At 50.4% G+C, this 23,705-nt stretch carries 21 protein-coding genes and 1 other RNA gene; 17 read left to right on the plus strand and 5 right to left on the minus strand.

Going from position 1 to position 23,705, the window contains the following annotated elements:
- Nucleotides 1-37 precede the first annotated feature (37 nt).
- From LPW40_RS02010 to ssrS, 3 genes are all read left to right on the plus strand, one after another.
- Nucleotides 38-310, plus strand: a complete 273-nt coding sequence (locus tag LPW40_RS02010) for a YciI family protein (protein WP_230820564.1) — start codon at nucleotides 38-40, stop codon at nucleotides 308-310.
- Nucleotides 311-320: 10 nt separating this feature from the next.
- Nucleotides 321-1,190 (plus strand): NAD(P)-binding domain-containing protein, encoded by an 870-nt coding sequence (locus LPW40_RS02015; protein ID WP_230820565.1) that lies wholly within the window; start codon nucleotides 321-323, stop codon nucleotides 1,188-1,190.
- A gap of 104 nt (nucleotides 1,191-1,294) precedes the next feature.
- A non-coding RNA gene (gene ssrS, locus LPW40_RS02020) (6S RNA) lies at nucleotides 1,295-1,485 on the plus strand.
- A gap of 59 nt (nucleotides 1,486-1,544) precedes the next feature.
- Here the strand turns inward: ssrS and LPW40_RS02025 are convergent.
- On the minus strand, nucleotides 1,545-2,819 hold the full coding sequence (locus LPW40_RS02025) for a replication-associated recombination protein A (protein ID WP_230820566.1): 1,275 nt from the start codon (nucleotides 2,817-2,819) through the stop codon (nucleotides 1,545-1,547).
- 87 nt (nucleotides 2,820-2,906) lie between these two features.
- Between LPW40_RS02025 and LPW40_RS02030 the strand changes: the two genes are divergently transcribed.
- Together LPW40_RS02030 and LPW40_RS02035 are read left to right on the plus strand one after the other, a co-directional pair.
- Nucleotides 2,907-3,323: an RrF2 family transcriptional regulator gene (locus LPW40_RS02030; protein ID WP_230820567.1), complete on the plus strand. Its 417-nt coding sequence runs from the start codon at nucleotides 2,907-2,909 to the stop codon at nucleotides 3,321-3,323.
- A 22-nt stretch (nucleotides 3,324-3,345) separates the two neighbouring features.
- Nucleotides 3,346-5,028, plus strand: coding sequence for an ABC1 kinase family protein (locus tag LPW40_RS02035; RefSeq protein ID WP_230820568.1), 1,683 nt, complete (start codon nucleotides 3,346-3,348; stop codon nucleotides 5,026-5,028).
- Nucleotides 5,029-5,066: 38 nt separating this feature from the next.
- Here the strand turns inward: LPW40_RS02035 and LPW40_RS02040 are convergent, their stop codons facing one another.
- Nucleotides 5,067-6,428: an aspartate kinase gene (locus LPW40_RS02040; protein ID WP_230820569.1), complete on the minus strand. Its 1,362-nt coding sequence runs from the start codon at nucleotides 6,426-6,428 to the stop codon at nucleotides 5,067-5,069.
- Between the two features lie 146 nt (nucleotides 6,429-6,574).
- Between LPW40_RS02040 and LPW40_RS02045 the strand changes: the two genes are divergently transcribed.
- The 4 genes from LPW40_RS02045 to LPW40_RS02060 all read left to right on the plus strand — a co-directional run bounded on the left by LPW40_RS02045 (nucleotide 6,575) and on the right by LPW40_RS02060 (nucleotide 10,578).
- Complete coding sequence (locus LPW40_RS02045) at nucleotides 6,575-7,774, plus strand: homoserine dehydrogenase (protein WP_230820570.1); 1,200 nt, start codon at nucleotides 6,575-6,577, stop codon at nucleotides 7,772-7,774.
- A gap of 1 nt (nucleotide 7,775) precedes the next feature.
- Complete coding sequence (thrC, locus tag LPW40_RS02050; protein ID WP_230820571.1) at nucleotides 7,776-8,852, plus strand: threonine synthase; 1,077 nt, start codon at nucleotides 7,776-7,778, stop codon at nucleotides 8,850-8,852.
- Nucleotides 8,839-9,708 (plus strand): homoserine kinase, encoded by an 870-nt coding sequence (gene thrB / locus LPW40_RS02055; protein ID WP_230820572.1) that lies wholly within the window; start codon nucleotides 8,839-8,841, stop codon nucleotides 9,706-9,708. The genes thrC and thrB overlap by 14 nt, the downstream gene beginning before the upstream one ends.
- Nucleotides 9,709-9,813: 105 nt before the next feature.
- Nucleotides 9,814-10,578: a 2OG-Fe dioxygenase family protein gene (locus LPW40_RS02060; protein ID WP_230820573.1), complete on the plus strand. Its 765-nt coding sequence runs from the start codon at nucleotides 9,814-9,816 to the stop codon at nucleotides 10,576-10,578.
- A 59-nt stretch (nucleotides 10,579-10,637) separates the two neighbouring features.
- Here the strand turns inward: LPW40_RS02060 and LPW40_RS02065 are convergent, their stop codons facing one another.
- The 3 genes from LPW40_RS02065 to LPW40_RS02075 form a co-directional block, all read right to left on the minus strand.
- Entirely contained in the window at nucleotides 10,638-11,675 is a 1,038-nt protein-coding gene (locus LPW40_RS02065) for a hemolysin family protein (protein WP_230820574.1), read from the minus strand.
- Complete coding sequence (locus LPW40_RS02070; protein ID WP_230820575.1) at nucleotides 11,668-13,074, minus strand: hemolysin family protein; 1,407 nt, start codon at nucleotides 13,072-13,074, stop codon at nucleotides 11,668-11,670. The genes LPW40_RS02065 and LPW40_RS02070 overlap by 8 nt, the downstream gene beginning before the upstream one ends.
- Before the next feature lie 244 nt (nucleotides 13,075-13,318).
- The gene (locus tag LPW40_RS02075) at nucleotides 13,319-14,317 is read right to left on the minus strand and encodes an LLM class flavin-dependent oxidoreductase (RefSeq protein ID WP_230820576.1); all 999 of its coding nucleotides are present in this window, start codon (nucleotides 14,315-14,317) and stop codon (nucleotides 13,319-13,321) included.
- A 149-nt stretch (nucleotides 14,318-14,466) separates the two neighbouring features.
- Between LPW40_RS02075 and LPW40_RS02080 the strand changes: the two genes are divergently transcribed.
- The 8 genes from LPW40_RS02080 (at nucleotide 14,467) to LPW40_RS02115 (ending at nucleotide 23,699) form a co-directional block, all read left to right on the plus strand.
- A complete protein-coding gene (locus LPW40_RS02080) occupies nucleotides 14,467-15,594 on the plus strand; it encodes a cysteine desulfurase family protein (RefSeq protein WP_230820577.1) in 1,128 nt (375 codons plus the stop codon).
- Between the two features lie 29 nt (nucleotides 15,595-15,623).
- On the plus strand, nucleotides 15,624-16,730 hold the full coding sequence (gene mnmA, locus LPW40_RS02085) for a tRNA 2-thiouridine(34) synthase MnmA (RefSeq protein WP_230820578.1): 1,107 nt from the start codon (nucleotides 15,624-15,626) through the stop codon (nucleotides 16,728-16,730).
- Nucleotides 16,727-17,368, plus strand: a complete 642-nt coding sequence (locus tag LPW40_RS02090; RefSeq protein WP_230820579.1) for a tetratricopeptide repeat protein — start codon at nucleotides 16,727-16,729, stop codon at nucleotides 17,366-17,368. The genes mnmA and LPW40_RS02090 overlap by 4 nt, the downstream gene beginning before the upstream one ends.
- Nucleotides 17,369-17,393: 25 nt before the next feature.
- The gene (recD2, locus tag LPW40_RS02095) at nucleotides 17,394-19,769 is read left to right on the plus strand and encodes an SF1B family DNA helicase RecD2 (protein ID WP_230820580.1); all 2,376 of its coding nucleotides are present in this window, start codon (nucleotides 17,394-17,396) and stop codon (nucleotides 19,767-19,769) included.
- Between the two features lie 249 nt (nucleotides 19,770-20,018).
- Nucleotides 20,019-22,643 carry an alanine--tRNA ligase gene (gene alaS / locus LPW40_RS02100; protein WP_230820581.1) on the plus strand — a complete coding sequence of 875 codons (2,625 nt, stop codon included), beginning with the start codon at nucleotides 20,019-20,021 and terminating at the stop codon, nucleotides 22,641-22,643.
- A 60-nt stretch (nucleotides 22,644-22,703) separates the two neighbouring features.
- Nucleotides 22,704-22,967 (plus strand): IreB family regulatory phosphoprotein, encoded by a 264-nt coding sequence (locus LPW40_RS02105; protein WP_097038639.1) that lies wholly within the window; start codon nucleotides 22,704-22,706, stop codon nucleotides 22,965-22,967.
- A complete protein-coding gene (ruvX, locus tag LPW40_RS02110; RefSeq protein ID WP_230820582.1) occupies nucleotides 22,960-23,394 on the plus strand; it encodes a Holliday junction resolvase RuvX in 435 nt (144 codons plus the stop codon). The genes LPW40_RS02105 and ruvX overlap by 8 nt, the downstream gene beginning before the upstream one ends.
- 2 nt (nucleotides 23,395-23,396) lie before the next feature.
- Nucleotides 23,397-23,699 carry a DUF1292 domain-containing protein gene (locus LPW40_RS02115; protein ID WP_097038643.1) on the plus strand — a complete coding sequence of 101 codons (303 nt, stop codon included), beginning with the start codon at nucleotides 23,397-23,399 and terminating at the stop codon, nucleotides 23,697-23,699.
- Nucleotides 23,700-23,705: the final 6 nt, after the last annotated feature.

Raw genomic sequence — 23,705 nt, forward strand, 5'->3', positions numbered from 1 at the left:
TTTGATATCATTAAATAAAAAACGGAGTGGAGCCGAGATGAAATATTTTGCAGTTTTCTTATCGATGCTGGACGAAGAAAAGAGCAGCATCCACAGGGAGGAACATTTGAAATTCCTTGATGGCCTGAGGGAAAAAGATGTGGTGGTGATGAACGGGCGCTTTACGGACGGCGCCGGTGGACTTGTGATATACAAGGGGCAGGACGGGGAAGAAATCGAAAAACTCGTCAAGCAGGACCCTTACATTATAAATGGTGCGAGGGATTACGAGCTGCATGAATGGGAAATGGTGACCGAATACGAAATATAGGAGTGGTTCAATGAATATCGGATTTATCGGCCTCGGCATCATGGGGAAGCCGATGTGTGCCAATCTGCTTAAAAGCGGGCATGACGTATATATCAGCAGCTCCAATGATCATACGAATGATGAACTGTCGCATCACGGTGCAGCAGTTTTGGAATATTATGAAGCGGTCGCGCAGAAATCGGAAGTCATCATACTCATGCTTCCCGATTCCGCCGAGGTGCAGGAAGTCATTGTGGAAAGCGGCCTCCATGAAAAATTCAACCCCGGGACGACAGTGATCGATATGAGCTCCATCAACCCTGAAACGAGCAGGGAAGTCTCTGAAGTGCTCAACGCACACGGTCATCAGTATATTGATGCACCGGTGAGCGGCGGGGAAGAAAAAGCGATCGAGGGCACTTTATCAATCATGGCCGGCGGTGATGAGGAAGCAATCGGCAAAGTCATGCCGCTACTTGAGTGCATGGGTGCAGGCATCGTGCATACGGGCCCGGTCGGCTCCGGGAATGCCGTGAAGCTGGTCAATCAGGTGATCGTCGCCAACAACATCGCAGCACTTTCAGAAGGGGTGGCCCTTGCAGAAGCGCTGGATCTTGACCTGGACACGGTCTATGATGCAATCAGCGGCGGCCTGGCAGGCAGTGCCGTGATGGACACCAAATTCCCGAAGATGGCCGCTGGAAAGTATGACCCCGGCTTTAAGATGAAACTGCATGTGAAAGACTTGAACAATGCATTCGGCAGCGTGGATGCAGAGACAATTGAAAGATTACCGGTCACACGGCAGACGAAAGCGATGATGACGGAACTTATGGATGACCCTGACGTTCAGGAGGAGGACCACAGTGCCTTATACAGGCACTATGAAAAGGGCCGCTGAGCAGCAGTTGCGGCTGTTGTCTGAGTGTCTTCAGCGGATAACTTCATTTTAAAAACCTTTTTGCTTCTCAAAGTTTTTGGCCTGTGCTATAATGTCCTTAATAGAAATATCTGAGAAGTTCGTGATGTGTTGAATTATATTTTGACCTAACACCAATTTAAACGGGAGTCCAATAGGTTTTCCTTCAAAAAACAAGCCTGTTCGCCAGGACGTTTGGAGTTGGAAACAGGACACCCACCTGCAATTAGCAGGCCAAAATAATCAACAGATACACACGGCTTAGCTTGGATATTTCGATGATAAGCACCGGACGCAAATGCGTCCGGTGTTTATTTTTTTTTAATTTTACTATCGTTATTTGCGGAGTATCGTCCTGAGCTTCGAGTAGATCTCTTCAAGCTGCCCTTCGTATTTCGTGTCCTTCGAAGGGATGAAATACTGCCTGTCCTTTAAGGTGTCAGGCATATACTGCTGGGCCACGACGTTATTTGGAAAGTTATGGGGATATTTGTAGCCGACGGCATTGCCGAGCTTTTCGGCACTTGCATAATGCCCGTCTTTCAGATGTTTAGGCACTGTGCCGGCCTTTCCTTTCTTAATGTCTGCAATTGCACTGTCAAGGCTCTTGTAGGCACTGTTCGATTTCGGGGAGAGTGCAAGTTCGATTGCAGCATTGGCGAGCGGTATCCGAGCTTCCGGAAAGCCGAGCCTTTCCGCCGAAATGATGGCATTCAATGTCCTTGTTGCAAGCTGGGGGTTCGCAAGTCCGATGTCTTCATAGGCGATCACGAGCATCCGGCGAGCAATCGTCACGAGGTCTCCCGCTTCGATCAGTCTCGCCAAGTAGTGCAGGCTCGCGTCCACATCACTGCCCCTGATCGATTTTTGGAACGCGCTCATCACGTCATAGTGTGCGTCACCGTCCTTGTCATGCAGGAAGGCGGACTGCTGCATGCAGGCTTTCGCATCATCCAGCGTGATGCGGACTTTATCCCCGTCGGGTTTTGTGCTGAGGGCCGCAAGTTCCAAGGCATTCAGTGCACTCCTGACATCCCCCTGGGCGGACAAGGTGAAGTGTTCCATCGCTTCCTCATTTACCTCAAGGCTCATCCTGCCGAGCCCGCGTTCCTCATCTGCGATGGCTCTTGTGAGGGCGAGCCTGATATCGTCCTGGTCCAGGGAATCGAGCTCGAATATCTGTGACCTCGACCTGATGGCCGGATTGATGGCATGGTAAGGGTTGGAAGTCGTGGCGCCGATCAGGATGATCGTACCTTTCTCGAGGTGCGGCAGAAGGAAATCCTGCTTGGCCTTATCCAGACGGTGGATTTCATCCAGCAGGAGGATGACCGTGCCGCTCATTTTCCCTTCTTCCACAATCTGCTGCATATCTTTTTTCGTATTTGAAACTGCGTTCAATGTCCTGAACATATATTTCGTGGACCCTGCAATGGCGCTCGCGATGCTTGTCTTGCCGATGCCCGGCGGTCCGTACAGGATCATGGATGTCAGGCGCCTGGCCTCCACCATGCGTCTGATGATGCCGCCTTCGCCCACCAGATGTTCCTGTGAAATCACTTCGTCGATCGTTCTTGGCCGCATGCGGTAACTCAATGGTTGTGTACTCATATTTTCACCCAACTGTTTTATTATGATATATTTAATATATTACAACATAAATGGATTTATTAAAAAGTTTATATTCTGAGGTGTATTATGAAAATATCCACACGTGGAAGATATGGTTTATATTTTATGCTCGAGCTTGCCCGGGATTACGGCGAGCAGAGAAGAAGTGTCAAATCCGTGGCAACGGAGCGCGGGATCAGTGATCTCTACCTGGAGCAGATCGTTGCCAGTTTGAAGAAGGAGAATCTGGTGAAGAGTACAAGAGGTGCATACGGCGGTTATGAATTGAACCATCCGCCCGAAGAAATCACTGTTGGCCAGATTTTCAAAAGTGTAGAGGAAAATATCGTCGCAGTTGAAAGTGATGAAAAGGACGGCAAGAATGAGAGGTTCCTCTGGGGCAGGATTAGGGATGCAATCAGCGATGTGCTGGACCATACGACGCTTAAGGACATGATCGATTATGACGGTGAGGGTCTCGATGACTATATGTTCCATATATAAATAATTATTCTGGAGTTTTTATATGATAATAAAAAAACGTATCGAATACATCAACCGTTACAGGGAAATCGCCATAAACTTCTCATATGCGGGATTCGGCTTCCTGGTAGAGGAACTCGGCCTGGACGAGCTTTTGAGCCTGCCGAAGCGCATCATCCTGAGGCAGCAGAAAAGTGTTGAGGAGAAATCAAGGGGAGAGCGGGTCCGTCTGTTCATCGAGGAGATGGGGCCGACGTTCATCAAACTCGGCCAGATTGCGAGCACCCGCCCGGACCTGATTCCAAAAGACATCATCGAAGAGCTTGAAAAGCTGCAGAGTGATGTCCCGCCGTTCAGCTTTGAAGAGGTGACAAGGGTGATTGAAGAGTCACTCGGCGTGAAGACTGAAGATGTCTTTTTGAATATGGATGAAAAGCCGCTCGGTTCGGCTTCGACGGGCCAGGTCCACAAGGCCCAGACCGTGGAGGGCCAGATCGTTGCGGTGAAAGTCCAGCGTCCGGGCATCGAGAAGACGATGCGCAACGACCTTGAAATACTCCATCATCTCGCGACCTTGGCTGAGCAGCGTATGGAGTGGGCGAAACGGTATCATCTGAAGGATATGATCGAGGAATTTTCAGAAGCGATCCTGGATGAGCTCGACTATACGATCGAAGCCAATAATGCGGATAAGATACGCAAGCAGTTTGAAAATGATGACAGCATCAAGATTCCTGAGATGGTCAGGGAACTATCCACAAAGAATGTGCTGGTCATGGAATATATCGACGGCATACCGATCAACCACCACGATGAACTTGAAGACAAGGGTTTCTCCCGGAAAGCATTGGCTGAAAAGCTGTCGGATGCCATGTTCCATCAGATCATCGTCGAAGGGTTCTTCCACGGGGATCCGCATCCCGGGAATGTCAGCGTGCTTGAAGACGGCAGCATCACCTTCATGGACTTCGGCATGGTCGGCAGGCTGTCGAGCGAGATGAAATATAACTTCGGCACGCTCCTGATCGGCATGATGAGGAAGGATGCATCCGCTGTCGTCCGGGCAATCACCAAAATGGGCATCGTGCCCCAGAGCGTCGATATGACCGTCCTGAACCGCGATGCCGAGAAGATCAGGGATAAGTATTACGAAGTCCCCCTCGGAGATGTGAATCTCGGTGAAGCGGTGCAGGATATCTTCCATATTGCCAATAAACACCGTATCGGTCTGCCGCAGGATTTCACCATCCTGGGGAAATCGATCATGACCCTTGAAAGTGTGGTCAGCAGCCTGGATCCGGATTTCAGCATCATTGATGTTGCAGAACCTTTCGGCCGGCTGCTCGTCAGGGAAAAGTACGATCCAAGGAACATAGCATCCCGGGCCTACAGCAATTTACAGGACGTAGGTGACACCGCTGTGGACGTCACGGACAACTTGAGGATATTCTCAGAATCCCTCAGGGATAAAAAGCTGCCGGTGCAGCTGTCTTTACGCCGTTTTGATGAATTGTTCAGAAGGATGGACCGGATCGGCAACCGGCTGTCGTTCAGCATCGTCCTCCTGTCCTTCAGCATCATAATGGTCGGTCTGATCGTCGGTGCCGCAATCGCGGGCCAGACGACGGTGATCTGGCAAATACCTGCGATCGAGATCGGTTTTGTGCTCGCCGTATTCCTGTTCCTCGGCCTGTTGTACTCGATTTTCAAATCAGGCAGGTTTTGAATACCGGACATACAAAAAAGAGGCCCTTGGGCCTCTTTTTAATTTACGTTTCTGAAGTATTCATTGTAGACCGCGTTCAGCGCCTTCTGGTAATCACTCATCTTCACTGCGAAGACCATGCTCGACTCCGAAGCACCCTGGTTCATCATCCTGATGTTGATGCCGTTTTCAGTCAGTGCCTTGGTCGCCTTATTGGCAAGGCCGACGGTATACTCCATGCCTTCACCGACGATGACAAGGAGGGCGAGATCGCCTTCGGTTTCCACCTTTTCCGGCTCTAGCTGGTCATTGATGTCCTCTGTGATCTGCTCGATCTTGTTGCTGCCGTCGAGGTTCCTGTTGCGGACGATGATCGAGATGTTATCGATGCCCGATGGCATATGTTCCACGGATACCCGGTGGTTTTCAAATATCTGCAGAAGCTTCCTCATATAGCCGACCTGGCGGTTCATCAGATAGTCCTTGACGGAGATCGCGGTGAAGCCCACATCACAGCTGATGCCGATCACCGGGATGTCTTTCAGGAGCTCACGCTTTGCCACAATTTTTGTACCTTCGATATGCGGTGCATTCGTATTTTTGATCATCACCGGTATCTCCACCTGATACAGCGGCTCGAGCGCCTCATCATGGAAGATGCCGAACCCAGAGTAGGAGAGCTCCCGCATTTCACGGTAAGTCAGCTCCTCGATTGCATGCGGGTTCTCGATGAAGCCGGGATGTGCCGAATAGATATGGCTCTGATCTGTATAGTTTTCATAGATTTCCGCATCCAGGCCGCGTGCCACGATCGCACCGGAAATATCGGATCCGCCCCTCGGGAACGTGACGATATTGCCATTTTTAGACATGCCGAAGAATCCCGGTATGACGATGACTTCTTCAGCATCCTTCAATCTGGCGATGTTTTCGTATGACTCGTTCAGCAGATGCGCATTGCTTGCCTCATCGGTGACATAGATTCCGGCTTCCTCCGGCGAATAATATTTCGCAGGCGTACCTTCGGCCGTCAGATATTCTGCAAGCATCTGGGCATTGAAGTCCTCACCGCATGATTTCAATGCATCAAGGAGCCTTGCATTATCACTGATGTTCTGGAGGTATGAGAGGATCGTGTTCCTGAATTTCTCCAGCATGGCAAGGTCGATGCCGAGGCCGGTGATGATTTCCTCATACCTGCTTAAAATCGCATCGAGCGCCTCATTATACGGAAGCCCGGTGATTTTATTCGCATGAAGCGCGATGAGCAGATCCGTCACTTTGATGTCATCGTCAAAACGCCGTCCAGGTGCACTGACGACCACTGCACCGATATCCGGATCATTCTGGATGATATTTGATACTTTTTTCAGTTGGTTGGATGATGACAATGAACTGCCACCGAATTTTGCTACTTTCACTTGGCTGACACCCTTTTATAGAAATTTAGACTTAATAATACACGAAATAAAAGAAAATGTGTAGATTAAGACAATATTATCTTGAATTTTTAAACTTTTCAATCTAATATGAGTATCTATAAGTATTTAATTGGAGGATTCTAGTTATGAAAATTGCTGTCTTAGGAATGGGCACCGTAGGAACTGGTGTCGTCAAAGTATTGAACACCAACAAAGAAAAGATAGAGTCATTGACCGGTGAAGAGATCAAAATCACCCACGTGTTCGCCAAAAATGTCGATAAAGCACGTGATGTGGACCTTTCCGGCATTGAGATCACGGATGATATCAATGACATTTACAACGCGGACATCGATGCGGCCATAGAAGTGATGGGCGGAATCGACCATACATATGACATTATGATGGAGCTGCTGAATAACGGAATCCATATCGTCACCGCAAATAAAGACCTGCTTGCTGAGAAGATCGACGACCTCACTGAAGCTGCAAATAAAAACAATGTCCATCTGAATTATGAAGCGGCCGTCGCAGGCGGCGTCCCGATCATCAGGACGATCGAAAATTCATTGAATGCAAATCAGATATCCGAAGTGATGGGCATACTGAACGGAACGACCAACTATATACTGACGAAGATGACTGTCGACGGCTGGTCTTATGAAGATGCACTCGATGATGCGAAGGCGAAAGGTTACGCAGAAGCCGATCCGACCAATGATGTGGAAGGCATCGATGCACTGAGGAAGATCGTTCTGCTTTCGAGGCTCGCCTTCAACAGGAAAGTGGATATCAAAGACGTGCCGAGCACGGGCATCTCGAACGTCGATGCGGCGGATATACAGATCGCGAAGGACCTCGGCTACATCATGAAGCTCGTCGGCATCAGCAAATACGACGACAGCATCAGTGCAAGCGTCGAGCCGATATTCCTGAAAGCGGACCATCAGCTCGCATCCGTCAATTATGAGAAGAATGCCGTTTACGTCAACGGCAATGCGGTGGGCGAGACGATGTACTACGGTCCCGGTGCGGGGAGCCTCGAGACTGCGAGCGCCGTCGTGTCCGATCTGATCCATGTACTGACACAGCCGGCGAACGGCAACTTCCAGCCGGCAGAAGATGCAGTGATAAAGAACAAAGCGGTCGAATACCAGTACTACCTGCGTTTTGGCGATTCCGAGGCGGATGTCAAAAAAGCGCTTGATGGGAAAGTCGACTATAAATTGAACACTGCACACGAATCCGTCGTCGCCGTGACGGCGAAGCTGAACATCGACCAGCTGCAAGACGCATTGGAAGGGCTCGATGTAAAAGCCAAATACCCTGTTATTGGAGATGAGTGAGATGGCCTACTGGAAAGGTTTATTGGAGGAATTCAAAGAATATCTGCCGGTGACTGATGCGACACCTGCATTGTCACTGCAGGAAGGCAACACGCCGCTCATCCCACTGAACTCGTTCAGCGAGGAATACGGCATCAACGTATTTGCGAAATTCGAAGGGCTGAACCCTACAGGCTCGTTCAAGGACCGCGGCATGGTCCTTGCTGTCGCCAAAGCGAAAGAGGAGGGGGCACATACGGTGATCTGTGCATCGACCGGCAACACTTCCGCCTCCGCTGCAGCATATGCATCAAGGCTCGGGATGAATACGATCGTGGTCATCCCTGAAGGCAAGGTGGCGCTCGGCAAGATCGCCCAGGCCATCGTGTACGGTGCGAAGATCGTCTCCATCCAGGGCAACTTCGACGATGCACTGAAGATCGTCCGCAAAGTCGCGGAAAACAATGAAGGTGTCACGCTCGTCAACTCGGTCAACCCCTACAGGATCGAATGCCAGAAGACGTCCGCATTTGAAATCGTGGACGCACTGGATGAGGCGCCGGACTACCTGTTCATACCGGTCGGCAATGCCGGCAACATCTCCGCCTACTGGAAAGGGTTCAAGGAGTATCATGAGAAGAAGGGTTCGAAGCTTCCTAAAATGTTCGGCTACGAAGCGGAAGGCTCGGCGGCGATCACGAAAGATAAAGTGATTGAGAACCCGGAAACAGTCGGCACCGCCATCAGGATCGGCAATCCGACAAGCTGGCACCTCGCAACGGCGGCACGGGACGAATCCGGCGGCCTCATCGATTCCGTGACCGATGATGAAATACTGGAAGCATATTCAAGGCTTGCAAGGAAAGAGGGGCTCTTCGCAGAACCGGGTTCCAACGCAAGCATAGCAGGACTGATCAAGGCAGTGTCCGAAGGGCGTGTGGAAAAGGGCAGCACGGTCGTCACGATCCTTACAGGCAACGGATTGAAAGACCCGCAGACTGCAGTCGACGAAGCGGCGGTGCAGCCGAAAGTGCTGCCGAACGATGAAACGGTGATCACGGAATATATCGAAAGTCTGAACGACGATGAAGCAAATTAATCTAAAAATCCCGGCCACGAGCGCAAACCTCGGCCTGGGTTTTGATTCCATCGGTGTTGCCGTCACAAAGTTTTTAAAGATCAAAGCTTATCCAAGTGAAGCTTTCAAAATAGAGTTCCTGAACCCCGAACTGAAAGTGCTGCCGCCGGGCGAGGACAACCTCGTCATCTCCACCGCGAAAAGCATCGCCCTGAAATACAATAAGGAGATGCCGCCGGTGACGGTGGAGATGGATAGTGAAATACCGCTCGCACACGGGCTCGGCAGTTCATCGTCCGCAATCGTCGCAGGCATTGAACTGGCTGCCTACTTCTGTGATTTGAATTTGACCGACCATGATAAAATCATGCTCGGGTGTGATATCGAAGGCCATCCGGACAATATCGGCCCGTGCATCACGGGCGGGGTCTTCGTCGGTTATTACAACCACGGTGAGCTCTACTACCATGTACTGGATGACATCGATTTTTCACTGATCGTCTCCGTGCCGAATTATATGATCAACACGAATGAAGCAAGGCGGGCGCTGCCGGATTCATATGACAGGCAGACCGCGGTGAACCAGAATGCCATCAACAACGTCATGCTGTTCTCTTTATTCAACAAAGAATACATCGATATGGGCAGGCTGATGATGAAGGATCAGTTTCATGAAATCTACCGCCGGCCGCTCATCAAGGAATTCGATGACATCAAGGACAGTGCCCTGAAAAACGGCGCCTATGCGACCGTCATCAGCGGTGCTGGACCAAGTGTCATGACGCTGTGCGATCAGAAGGATGTCAGCGGCATCCTGAACGATTTGAAGAAAATACGGAATGTCGAGCATGAAGAGCTCGAAATCTATACGAAATGACAGGCGGCTTCCGCCTGTCTTTTTTTATGACCGGCCGTTCTGAATGCAATTCTCATTTTATGTTAGAATGATTTATTGAGAACATAATGCAAAGGAACGATGATGATGAGTCAGTTGAAAAATAAAGGTTATGCAATTTATGATTATATGGACGCCTTGAATTATAAAGGCATTGAAGAGGATTATAAGGCGCTGCTTGAGTACTTTGAATATCTGCCGGTCGATGACTACGCCCCTGAGCTGAACCGGTACAGGAGATATTCACGTGCGCTCGTGCTGCCGGCTTCAAAAAACATCGAGTGGCTGCCGAATGTGGTGAGGGACGGCCGGGAGTATGCCGCCTATTTCCAGGGGAAATTCAATCCGGAACACCCCGGCTCCTACCGTGAATTCCATGCGATCGACCCGCACATCCTCGAAAATACGCTGCTTAAGAAGATCATCATGGCAGACTATGAAGAAACTTTCTGGGGCGAAGAGGATATGATCATGCCGATACATGTCGGGGTGCACTTCGTCAAATTGGAAGTGGATGAAGAAGGGGAGCGTGCAGTATCCTCCCCGGACTGCCTGCATCAGGACGGGGAGCCGTTCACTTTCGCTCACCTGATTGAAAGAAGGAATGCAGAAGGCGGCATCAATGCCATCGGCGTTCCTTCAGTCAGCGGCAGGCAGCCGGAGGAAGTGGATGAGGATAAACTTCACGAGGTGTTTGAACTGAACCGTCCGCTTGAATCCTACGGTGTGGAAGATTCATCCGTGAGCCATTATGTCGGTCCGATAACGAAAGGCGGGGGAGAGGGTCCTGCCGTCCGTTCGGTGATATTGATCGATTACCAGCTGACCGTCGTTGCGGATATGGATGAGTGAATAAAAAAGCACTGCCTGAAGATATCAGGCAGTGCTTTTTTGGTTTTGTTCAATTTCATTTATTTTGAGCGCGATTCTGATCTTCGGTCGGTCACCCGCGGGAGGATCTTATCCAGAATATCATTGATGGTGACGATCCCGATGAAATCGGAACCGTCCATGATGACGGCAAATTGCTCGCTGGACTTCCTCATTGTTGTGAGGGCCTCATGGACGAGTGTGCCGCTCTGCAGGACGAATGCGGGGCGGGAGAGATCCTTGACGGCCCGGCCCGGCGGTTCAAGCAATGTATCACGTACATGCACTATACCGGGTGTTGCTTTATCATCGTCGATGACCAGGATCCGTTTATGGCCCGTGGACTCCGTCGCCTTTTGAATATCATGGGCTGTGGCGTCTGATTTCACGGATGTTGGATCACTGTCTGCCGTAACCAGATCGTCGACTTTCAATGTTTCCAGTTCAAGTGCACCGGAAATCGGGGTCCGGAATGAAGCGTCAAGCGCACCGACATTAGCGGAATGTTCGACAAGGTAACGGAGGGTTGCAGCATCCTGCCCCCCGACTGCGGCGCTGTCTACTGGTTCGACACCGGATGCTTTTACGAGACGGTTTGCGATTTCATTGACCCAGGTCAGTAAAGGCCTGAACAGCCAGATGAAGCCGCGTGCAGGCAGGCCGACTATGGTTGCCGAAAGTTCAGGATGGGCAATTGCCCATGATTTAGGTGCCATTTCACCGACCACCAGATGCAGGAACGTGACAATCAGCAATGATAAAAAGAATGAGGCGCCGCCTGCGAGCCAGATCGGCAGCCCGATATCAGCAAGCAGAGGTGACAACCAGGAATCCACAGCGGGCTTGGTGATCGCACCGAGTGCAAAGGTACATGCTGTAATTCCCAATTGTGCGCCGGCAAGCATGATTGTCAGCTCGTTCACAGAGCGCAGTGCTGCACGGGCACCCCGGCTGTTGACAGCCGCCTCTTCAAGCCTGTGTCTGCGCGCACCGAGAAGTGCAAATTCTATAATGACAAAAAATGCGCTTAAAACAATGAGCAGTATTGTTGCTGCCAGAACTATCCATGGATTAGTCATTAGAGTCCCTCCTCACCAGATTATCACCAGAAGCTGAAACATCGTTCCCGGAAGTTTTATGCAGGGTCAGATGGACCAGTGTCGGAACTCTTCTTTCCACTTCGATCACCCGGGCATTCAGGTAGCGTTCAACAGGTTCGTCATAAACCAGGTCCGAAGGATCATCAGGCAGTCTGACCGTGACTGTATCATCAATTTCGGGCAGGGCGCCGCGATGGGCGATGAGCAGGCCTGCAAGGGTTTCATAATCTCCCCGCGGCAAATCCCATCCTATTTCACGTTCTGCTTCATCAATATGGACATCTCCGCTCATCTGCCAGATGCCTTCCCCTTGAACGGCTATAGGTTGTTCCGGTTCCGGATCGTGCTCGTCGGTAATTTCACCGACGATTTCCTCTGCGAGGTCTTCCGTCGTCAGAATGCCTGCAAATCCCCCGTACTCGTCAATGACACAGATGAGATCGTCACCCGATTCAATCATCAGCATCCTTGCTTCGGGCAGGGGCATTACTGTGGGCACCACTACAGGCGGTGCCATGATTTCACTGATGGGGGCATCTTCATCCAGTGATGTCGCCAGTATATCCGCGAGATGCACGACACCGACGGGTTCATCCTCATCGTTTATGACCGGATAGCGGGTATGCGCCGCAGCCATCAGAGCACGCACTTCTCCGATCGTCATATCCGGTTCGACGGAATCTGCTCTTGAACGGGGAATCATGGCATGTTCGACATCGCGTTCCGGGAAATCCAGAATCCGGTCAAGCATCAGTGACAGACCTTTCGGAAGGTCACCGCTTTCACGGGAATCCGCGACGATGTGTTCAAGATCACGCACGGTTGCACTGCTGTCCACATCATGGACAGGCTCGATCCTGAACAATTTCAGCAGGGCATTGGCCGAGTAATCGAAAATTTTAATCAGCCATCCGAAGACACCGAGGTAAATATTTGTTGAACGGGCAAGAGAAAGTGATAACGGTTCGGGGTTGGCAATCGCGAGGTTCTTTGGATATAATTCGCCGAAAATCATCTGGACGATCGTCGATATTGCCAATGCGAGGATGGTGCCGACGGATATACTGACAGCAGCAGGCACTCCGATACCACCGAACAATGTGGCCAGACTCTGACCGACAAGCGGTTCGGCAACATAACCGACCATCAGGCCTGTGACGGTGATGCCGAGCTGGGCACCTGAAAGCATGAATGAAGTCCGCTTCGTCACTTTCAGCGCAGACTCGGCTGCTTTATCACCATTATCAGCCTTGACGGCGAGCCGCGTGCGGTCGACTGACATATAGGCAAACTCCTGGGCGACGAAATAACCATTGGCTGCAATGATCGCAAGAATGACGATGATGCCAAGCAGCAGTGTCAGCAAGGCTGTAATCATAAGCGCTCCACCGCCTGTACACTGCAGTCATGCGCCTTTAAATCATCCGGCTCTTCGCCGGTCTGACCTTCACACGATACTTTTGAATTTTTCTTCATACTTTCTTTCCTTCCTCCTTTTTCTCTAACGATTATTATACCCTGAATGTCGTTTTATAATACAAAATAAGCAGGTTCAAAATAAAGAAAGTCAATCTGGTATATGCGGCAGAAAAAAATACCGGGCAGACCTGCCCGGCATAGTGTCATCCATTATATTCCCCGACCAGTTCCTCGAACAGGTCGTACGATTTCTTAAGGTCATTCATATCGTAAATATAGGATACGGCCATGATTTCATCAACGTTGAACTGGCTCTGGAACAGCCTGAGTTCTTCCATCGCCTTTTTCTTATCCCCTGAAAAAGCGATCGGGAACTGCGTCTTCACTGCCTGCTCCTCCCTCGGGGACCATCTGTCCTCCATATTTTCAACCGGTTTCGGCAGTTGTCCGCGGGTGTTCCTGATCAGGTTCAGTATATTGAGGTAGTGGGTGGTCTTGATGAATTCCGCCTCTTCATTTGTATCCGCCATGATCACATTCAGACTCGCCATTTTGTAAGGCGCATCAAGCTGATTCGACGGCTTGAAATTCTCCTCATAGATTTTAAAGGCATTTTCCATCTGGGCCGGGGCAAAATGCGCGGCGAATGCATACGGCAGGCCGAGTTCCGCTGCGATATGCGCAGAATCCGTCGATGATCCGAGAATGTACAACGGGATTTCCGTGCCCTTCCCGGGGTAGGCGATGACATGGGTCGGCACGGACGACAGGTATCTTTTCAGCTCTTCGATTTCACTTTTGAATGAAAACACGCCGTCATGGTTGCTCCGCCTGATGGCATTGGCAGTCGCCATATCCGTGCCCGGCGCCCGTCCGAGGCCGATATCGAGGCGGTCGCCGTATATGGCATGCATCGTACCGAACTCCTCCGCCACGATCAGCGGTGAGTGGTTCGGCAGCATCACACCGCCGCTCCCGACCCGGAGGTGTTCCGTGTTCTCCAGAATGTGCTTGATGAGTATTCTTGTTGCAGATGATGCGATGGATGTCATATTATGGTGTTCGGATATCCAGTACCTTTGATAATTGGAGCCGTCGATATGTTCGGCGAGGTCGACCATATCTTCAATCGCCTGTGAGGCATTGGTCCCCGCCCTTACGGGAACGAGGTTCAGTGCTGAAATATTCAACTTTTTAGGCATTCTTTCATCTCCTGTTTTGTGGTGTCTATATGAAATTGTACAAATGAATGCCTATTTTCGCGAACAATTGGTTTCAAACATTATAAATTTACATTGAAACATGTTAAAATATATTAGTTAATAATTTAAAGTGGTTAAGGGTGAATGAAATGTCAGTATATGTCGACTATGCATCGACGACACCGTTCGACAAGGAAATAATGGAAAAAGTCATGGCCGGCGCAGATGTCTTCGGCAATCCGTCAAGCATCCACCGGGTCGGCAAGGATGCTAAAGCGAAGCTTCAGGCCCACCGCACCCGCATTGCAGAATCAATCAATGCGAAACCTAAAGAAATCATCATCACAAGCGGTGCGACCGAAGCGAACAACCTCGCGATCAAAGGCACGGCGGGCCGGCATGAAAAGCCGCATATGATCACGACTGACATTGAACATGCCTCCGTCAGGACGACGTATCAGGATTTAAGTGAACAGTATGATGTCACTTTCCTCAAAGCTTCCGAAAACGGACTGATAGACGTCGATGATCTGAAGAAAAGCCTGCAGAGCAATACAGTGCTCGTATCCATCATGCTCGTCAATAATGAGACAGGCAGCATACAGCCTGTATATGAAATTGCCAAAGTGCTCAAGGATCACCAGGCGCTCTTCCACATCGATGCCGTCCAGGCATTCGGCCATATGGAAGTTAATGTCCATGCTCTGGGGGCGGACATGCTGACGTTGAGCGGACACAAGATATACGGCCCGAAAGGCATCGGCATGCTCTATTTAAGGGAAGGGACGAAGCTGTCCGCCCAGATCACCGGCGGCTCCCACGAGTTGTCAAGGCGGGCGGGGACGGAAAACACCATGTGGGTTGAAGCGCTGGCACTCGCTATGGAGAAGGCGGATTCTAAACGGGCTGCAAGAAGCTTAAAGGAGATGCAGCTGAAGGAACGGTTCCTCAATGAGCTCACCGCAGAAGAGATCCCATTTGAAGTGAATGGCGATGTCAACCGCCAGGCGAGCCACATAGTGAATCTGCACTTTCCGTGGAGCGAGGCGGAATTCCTGCTCACTGCCCTTGATATGACGGGGGTATACGTTTCGGCAGGCTCGGCCTGCAACGCCGGCACGGTGCAGCCGTCACACGTCATACAAGCAATGTATGGTGATGAGGAAAGGGCCTTGAAATCCATCCGCTTCAGTTTCTCCCACTTGATGGAGGAAGAGGATATTTTGGAGATTGTCAGCCAGCTAAAAGCGATATATGAAAGACTATATGGAAATTAGAGATTTGAATTAAGAAAGGAATGTTTTGAATGGATCCATCAAAAACGACGGTTGTCGTCGGCATGAGTGGAGGTGTCGACTCCTCCGTGACCGCACAGCTGTTAAAAGAGCAGGGCTATAATGTCATCGGCATATTCATGAAGAACTGGGACGACACGGATGAGTTCGGCGTATGTACGGCGACGGAAGACTACGAAGATGTAAGGCTGGTCGCCGAGCAGATCGGCATCCCTTACTATTCAGTCAACTTTGAAAGGGAATATTATGACAGGGTGTTCAAATATTTCCTGGAAGAATACGAAAAAGGACGCACACCGAACCCGGACGTGATGTGCAACAAAGAAATCAAGTTCAAGGCGTTTTTAGACCATGCGATGAAGCTCGGCGCCGACTATGTCGCAACCGGTCATTATGCAAGGGTCGAGCATGACGGTGATTCCGTCACGATGCTCCGCGGTGTCGACAACAATAAAGACCAGACATACTTCCTGAATCAGCTGTCTAAAGATCAGCTCTCGAAAGTCATGTTCCCGCTCGGCCATATGGAGAAGTCGGAAGTGCGGGCCCTTGCGCATGAATATGACCTCGCAACGAAAGATAAAAAAGATTCGACCGGCATCTGTTTCATCGGTGAACGTGACTTCAAGGAATTCCTGAGCGGCTATCTCCCTGCAAATCCGGGACGCATGATCAACCTGGATACGGGTGAAGACATGGGGTCGCATGACGGGCTGATGTATTACACGATCGGCCAGCGCCAGGGACTCGGCATCGGCGGCGAAGGCGGGCCTTATTTCGTCGCAGGCAAGAACCTTAAGGAGAATGAATTGTACGTCGTTTCACAGTATGAGAACGAATCCCTTTATTCCACCAGGCTCACCGCATCCGACGTGAATTTCATCAATGACGTCGGAGATACTTTCGACTGTACGGCAAAATTCAGGTACAGGCAGAAAGACGTTCCTGTCACTGTCCATAAAAATGATGACGGCACAATCGAAGTCGTCTTTGACGGCCCGGCGAGGGCTGTGACACCGGGACAGGCCGTCGTTTTGTATGACGGCGATGTATGCCTTGGCGGTGCGACGATCGACACGGTCTACAACGAAGAAAAAGTATTGGAGTATCTGGGATGAGCCTGCCGTACGAAGAGACCCTGAAAAAAGGGGACACGGAAGCAGCACTGCAGCTCATTTTCGACTCCATAGAAGAAGCGCCTGACGAAGAAGTTCATTATATAAACGGCGGGAATCTGCTCCACCGGCTCGGGCGTGACGAAGAGGCTGAAAAGTTCCTTCAGAAGGCCATCGACCTGAATCCGCAGAGCACGAGCGCTTTCTACAGCCTGGCCAACATTTATTTCAACCATGAGCGTTATGAGGAGGCGGTCAGACTGTATCTGCTCGCCTACAGCAGGAATCCGGAGGATGCGGACCTGAATTTCATGCTTGCCATGAGCTATGTGCATATGGATGAGCCGGGAAGGGCGCTGCAGTTCTTCGAAGTGGCGCATCAGGCAAGGCCGGAGGATATCGAGACGAACTTCCAGTACGGCCTTTTGTGCTGTCAGCTGAACTTGTTCGACCCGGCGGAGAAGCTGTTGACGCAGGTTGCAGAAAGCACCCCGCATGCAGACGCCGAGTATAACCTCGGCCTCCTCAAGCTGGTGCGGGATGATGATAAGGCTGCCGCGAGGACCCATTTCGAGAAAGCGGTCGAGGTGCAGGAAGATCATCATCTTGCCCACCATGCATTGAAGAAGATTTCAGAGTAGTATATTTTAAACGGCGGTGATCAGGATGGAACAGTCGTCAATTTACGATGAGAAATATATTATCGGTGAAGTCGAGCGTGTCATTTTTCAAAGCGAAAAAACACGCTTTTTTGTATTGAAAGTCAACATAGATGAAACGAACACCAACTTCGTTTTTGACGCCATCGTCACCGGTTACTTCCATGATATAACCGAGGGGGAGACGTACAGGTTCTCCGGCACCATCAAGAACCACGCAAGGTTCGGCGAGCAGTTCAACGCCACACAGTTCAAACTCGAACTCCCGAAGACGGATGAGGGTGTGATCCAGTATTTGGCAAGTGATACCTTCAAGGGCATCGGTTTGAAGACTGCCAAAAAAATAGTGGATACACTCGGGTCTGATGCCCTTGAGATCATATCCGACGATAAAAACGCATTGAAGTCGGTCGGCGGCCTGTCAAAAGCCAAAATCGACATGATCCATCACACCATTCTGGAGAATAAAAAGACCGAGGAGATCATCATACGGCTGAATGAACTCGGATTCGGCGCCAGGATGAGCGCGAAGATCCTGAGACATTACGGTGACCATACGCTCAAAATCCTCGAACAGTCACCTTACAGGATGGTGGCGGACATCGACGGCGTCGGTTTCAATACCGCGGATAAGATCGCGCTTGCACAGGGCATCATGCCGAACGACCTCGGCCGGCTGAAGGCGGGGCTGTTATACATCGTCGAGGACATCACGCTCTCCACGGGGCATACTTATATAGACCGTGATATCCTGAATGTCGAGCTGAAGCGGCTCCTTGAGTACAACGGCCGTGACCAGTTTGAAGATCGGGATATCGACGGTGTGCTCACCGAGCTTAAGGAAGATGAAAAGATCGTCGTATTCGAAGACAGGATATACCTGCCGACGATCTTCTATGCCGAGCATAAATCGGCGGTTGAAATCCACCGTATTTTGAACTTTTCGGCGGACGATCCGTTTGATGAGGAAGAAGTCGACGGTGAGCTGGAAGAGATCGAACGAAATGAACGCATCACATATAATGAGGAGCAGATTTCTGCGATCCACAGTGCTGTGAATGAAAAAATCTCCATCATCACCGGGGGGCCCGGCACCGGCAAGACGACAATCGTCAAAGGAATCATCGGCTGTTATCATGCCCTTGAAGGTTTCGAAGATTTCGAGGAATATGATGAAGGCGAATATCCGATCAAACTGGTGGCCCCGACGGGGCGCGCGGCAAAACGCCTGAGCGAATCGACGGGAATCGAAGCCTCGACAATCCACCGCCTCATCGGCTGGGGGCAGGATACGGAAAAAGATGATTTCCTGGATATAGAGCTGAATGCAAAGATGATCATCATCGACGAGATGTCGATGGTGGACACATGGTTGTTCTACCAGCTGCTCAGAAATGTGCCGAGTGAGACGAGGCTCGTATTCGTCGGCGACCGGGATCAGCTCCCTTCCGTCGGGCCGGGAAAGGTCTTCAACGATCTGATCGAATCGGATGTCATCAAGGTGACGGAGCTCACCAAGATCTACCGGCAGGGTGAAGGTTCATCCATCATCAAGCTCGCCCATGACATCAAGGAGGAACAGCCGATTGATATCCGGCAGAAATTCAAGGACCGGGTGTTCATAACGGCAAACATCTCCCAGATTTCCGGACTGGTGGACAATATCGTGAGCCGTGCCGTGGATAAGGGTTATGATATGCGGGACATCCAGGTGCTTGCACCGATCTACCGCGGTAATGCCGGCATCAACAAGCTCAACCAGGTGCTCCAGGAAATATTGAACCCCCTCGACGATGGGAAAAGGGAGATCAAATTCGGCGATATCCACTTCCGCACGGGGGATAAGGTGCTGCAGCTGATCAACCGCCGCGAAGACAACATCTTCAACGGTGACTCAGGGATCATCGACGAGATCATACTTAAAGACGAGGACGGGCAGGCGGAGAAGGATATGGTGATCGTCGATTACGACGGCAAGCATATCGCCTACGAGCGCAAAGATTTAAGCGAGCTCGCCCATGCCTACTGTACGAGCATCCATAAGGCGCAGGGCAGCGAATATCCGATCGTCATCATGCCGCTGGTCAAGAGCTACAGGCATATGCTGATCAAAAACATCATATACACCGGCATCACGCGGGCGAAGGAGTCACTGATCCTGTGCGGGGATGAGAATGCCTTCTATGATGCGCTGGATAATGAGGGCATCACCCGGCATACGACGCTGGTCGATGCACTGCATGCCAAGTTTAATGTCAGAACTCCCGGCGGGGCGGATGAAGCCCCTGAAAAAGATGAAAGCCCCGGATATTTGACAGAGGAGAACCTCTTTAAAATCCCTGCGATGATCAACGTGGAGAAGACACCCTACGATTTTATTTGACAGTGCACCGATTAAAATTTATAATCATTATCATTAACGATCAAAGTCGGAGTGATCGAGTGTATATGCGGTATTTGACAGAGACATTGTGGCCGGTGAGAACAATGATACGCATATATACGTGCTGCACCCCGGCAGGTAAAAATATTTAGAGTGATGGCCTTGCCATAACCTGGGTGGTACCGCGGAATATTTCGTCCCTATATTTAATATAGGGGCTTTTTTTATTTAAATTGAGGAGTGAATGTCATGAAAAAATTAACCGGCAACGAAATCAGGGATTTATTCATTGAATTTTTCAAAGGGAAAGACCATATGGTGGAACCGAGCGCACCGCTCGTACCGATCGATGATGATTCACTGCTGTGGATCAACTCCGGCGTCGCCACGCTGAAGAAATACTTTGACGGGCGGATCACGCCTGAGAACCCGAGGATTGTGAATGCGCAGAAATCCATACGGACAAATGATATTGAAAATGTGGGCTTCACTGCAAGGCACCATACATTTTTCGAGATGCTCGGTAATTTCTCGATCGGGGATTACTTTAAAAAGGAATCCATCGCGCTCGCATGGGAATTTTTGACCAGCGAGGAGTGGATGGCACTGGATGAATCCCTCTTGTATATCACCGTCCATCCTGAAGACATGGATGCGTACAATATATGGCGCGACGAAATCGGTCTGAGTGAAGACCGCATCATAAGGATAGAAGGCAACTTCTGGGACATCGGCGAAGGCCCGTGCGGACCGAACAGTGAAATCTTTTACGACCGCGGTCCGGATTATGAATACGGCGCACCTGCAGAAGAGATGTATCCGGGCGGCGAAAATGAAAGGTATCTTGAAATATGGAACCTCGTATTCAGTGAATTCAACCATAACAGTGACGGCAGCTATACACCGCTGCCGAAGAAGAACATCGATACCGGCATGGGGCTCGAGAGGATGGCGAGCATCGTCCAGAACGTGCCGACGAACTTTGATACGGACCTCTTCACACCGCTGATTAAAAAAATCGAAGAGGTGTCAGGAAAAACATACGGTGAAGATGATGCCCGGGATGCTGCGTTCAAAGTGATCAGTGACCATATCAGGACGGTCAGCTTTGCGATTGCGGACGGTGCCCTGCCGTCGAATGAAGGCCGGGGTTATGTGCTCCGCCGCCTGCTGCGCCGCGCCGTCAGATTTTCAAAAGAGCTCGGCATCAATGAAGCGTTCATGTTCTCGCTTGTCGATACGGTGGCGGATATCATGGAAGACTTTTACCCGAACGTCAAGGAGAAGAGCGACTTCATCAAGGAGGTCGTGAGGAAAGAGGAGGAACGCTTCCTGTCCACTCTGGATGAAGGCATCCGCATTTATGAGTCATTCAGAGCATCCGTAAAAGACACTACAGGCGTCATTTCAGGCGAAGATGCATTCAAGCTGTATGACACATACGGGTTCCCTTATGAACTCACCAAGGAATATGCAGAGAATGACGGCCTCACCGTCGATGAAGAAGGATTCATGGAAGAGATGAAGAAGCAGAGGGAACGTGCAAGGAGTGCACGCAAAGCGGGCGAATCAATGCAGGTCCAGTCCAAAACACTGGCAAACTTCACCAAACCGAGCACTTTTACGGGCTACAGCTCGATGAATGAAGAGGCGGAACTCCTTCTGATCGTAAAGGATGACGAGGCGCTCGATTCGTATGACGGTGAAGAAACCGTTGAACTCATCTTCGACAGGACACCGTTTTACGCGGTGAGCGGCGGTCAGATCGCAGATACCGGCGTGATCAAAAATGATACGGCGGAAATTCATGTCGAAGGGGTCTACAAGGGGCCGAACAACCAAAACGTCCATATCGCAAGGGTCGTGAGCGGCGCCGTCGAAGCAGGGGAGAGATACCGCCTGCATGTCAATGAGGAAAAGCGCAGATTCATTATCAAAAACCACTCTGCAACGCATTTGATGCATCAGGCATTAAAGGATGCGGTCGGTGAGCATGCCAACCAGGCCGGTTCACTTGTTGAAGCGGAGCGACTCCGTTTCGACTTCTCCCACCTGAACCCTTTGACCGAAGAGGAGATCAGGACGATTGAAGATGCGGTGAACGAAAGGATATACGAAGGCCTCGACGTGAGAATTTCCGAAATGCCGATAGAAGAGGCAAGGGAAAAGGGTGCGATGGCTTTATTCGGTGAAAAATACGGGGATGTCGTGCGTGTCGTCGATATGGAAGAATACTCCGTTGAACTGTGCGGCGGTATCCACGTCCGTAATACCGCGGATATCGGGCTTTTCAAAATCGTTTCCGAAACAGGCATCGGCGCCGGCATCCGCAGGATCGAGGCGGTCACGAGCAGATATGCCGTCGAATACTACAAGGAAAAAGAGAAGCTGATTGGGGAAGTGGCATCCAGCCTTAAAGTCAAAGAAGAGAACATCACCAAGAAAATCACCCAGCTGTATGATGAAAGAGCTGCATTGAAGCAGGAGATCAAGGAACTGAAGTCCGCTTCAGCGAAGGAGAAATTGTCGGATCTCAAAGACATCAAGCAGGAAGTGGGCGGTGTCGAGCTGATCGCAACTGAAGTCGATGCGAAGAACGCAAAGGAACTCCGGTCGGTCATGGATGATGTGAAATCGGCCAACCAGGATGCCGTCATCGCGCTCGGCAGCGCGTCGGATGGAAAAGTCTCACTCGTCGTCACCGTGCCGAAGGACCTGACGGATAAGTTCAAAGCCGGGGACATCATGAAAGGCATGGCTGAACGCGTCGGCGGAAAAGGTGGCGGCCGGCCGGATATGGCCCAGGGCGGCGGCACCAAGCCTGCCAATTTAACAAAAGCATTACAGTTTGTTAACGAGTATATTAATAACTAACTTAATGGGGGCTTAAGTGATATAATGGGGACAAATCAATAGGGAGTTAGGAGTGCTTGTGTGGGACAATTTGATGAGACTGTACAATTCAATGTAGATGAATCCCGGGCGAAACATGTCAAAGAGATACTGACCAACGTTTACAAAACTTTGGAGGAAAGGGATTATAATCCGGTCAATCAGCTGGTCGGCTACCTTCAGAGCGGAGATCCTGCATACATCCCCCGCCAGAATGAAGCGAGGAATCAGATCCGCCACGTCGATCGTGATGAAATCATCGAAGTGCTGGTCAGGACTTATGTCGACAGTGAAATAAATGACTAAAGTGCTGGGTCTGGATGTCGGGACGAAGACGATAGGTGTTGCGATCAGTGATGCATTCGGCTGGACGGCGCAGGGTCTGACCACCCTGAAGATCGATTATGACAAGGGGAAATACGGACTGGAAGAAATTGCCCGGATCGTAGAAGAGCATGATGTATCATCAGTGGTCGTCGGCCTGCCCAAAAATATGAACAACTCCATCGGGGAAAGCGGAGAGCGATCATTACATTTTAGTGAAATGCTTGCGAATCATATACCAAGTGTTAAAATAATCATGTGGGATGAACGCTTGAGTACTGTTGGAGCAGAACGGACCTTACTTGAAGCTGATGTGTCACGTAAAAAACGCAAAGCCGTAATAGATAAGATGGCTGCAGTATTCATACTGCAGGGCTATCTTGACAAACCGGCAAAAGGAGAGCTGTGAATATGTCTCATGAATTGGATTTTAATAACGAAGAGGAACTGCTGACTTTATTTGACGAAGAAGGCAATGAGGTCCTGTACCGCAAGATGCTGGAATTCCATCACCCTGAATTCAACAAAGATTATATAATCCTGGCGGAAGAAGGCAACTTCGAAGATGAAGAAGGGGATATCGAACTGATCCCGATGATAAATGTGCCGGACGAAGATGGCGACGGCGGCAGATTTTTACCCGTGGAAACAGATGAAGAATGGGACATGATTGAAGAAGTTGTAAATACTCAGATGGATGAGCCGGAAGAGTAAAAAACG

It is taken from the genome of Salinicoccus halitifaciens, assembly GCF_021026095.1.
GTDB classification, from domain to species: Bacteria; Bacillota; Bacilli; order Staphylococcales; family Salinicoccaceae; genus Lacicoccus; species Lacicoccus halitifaciens.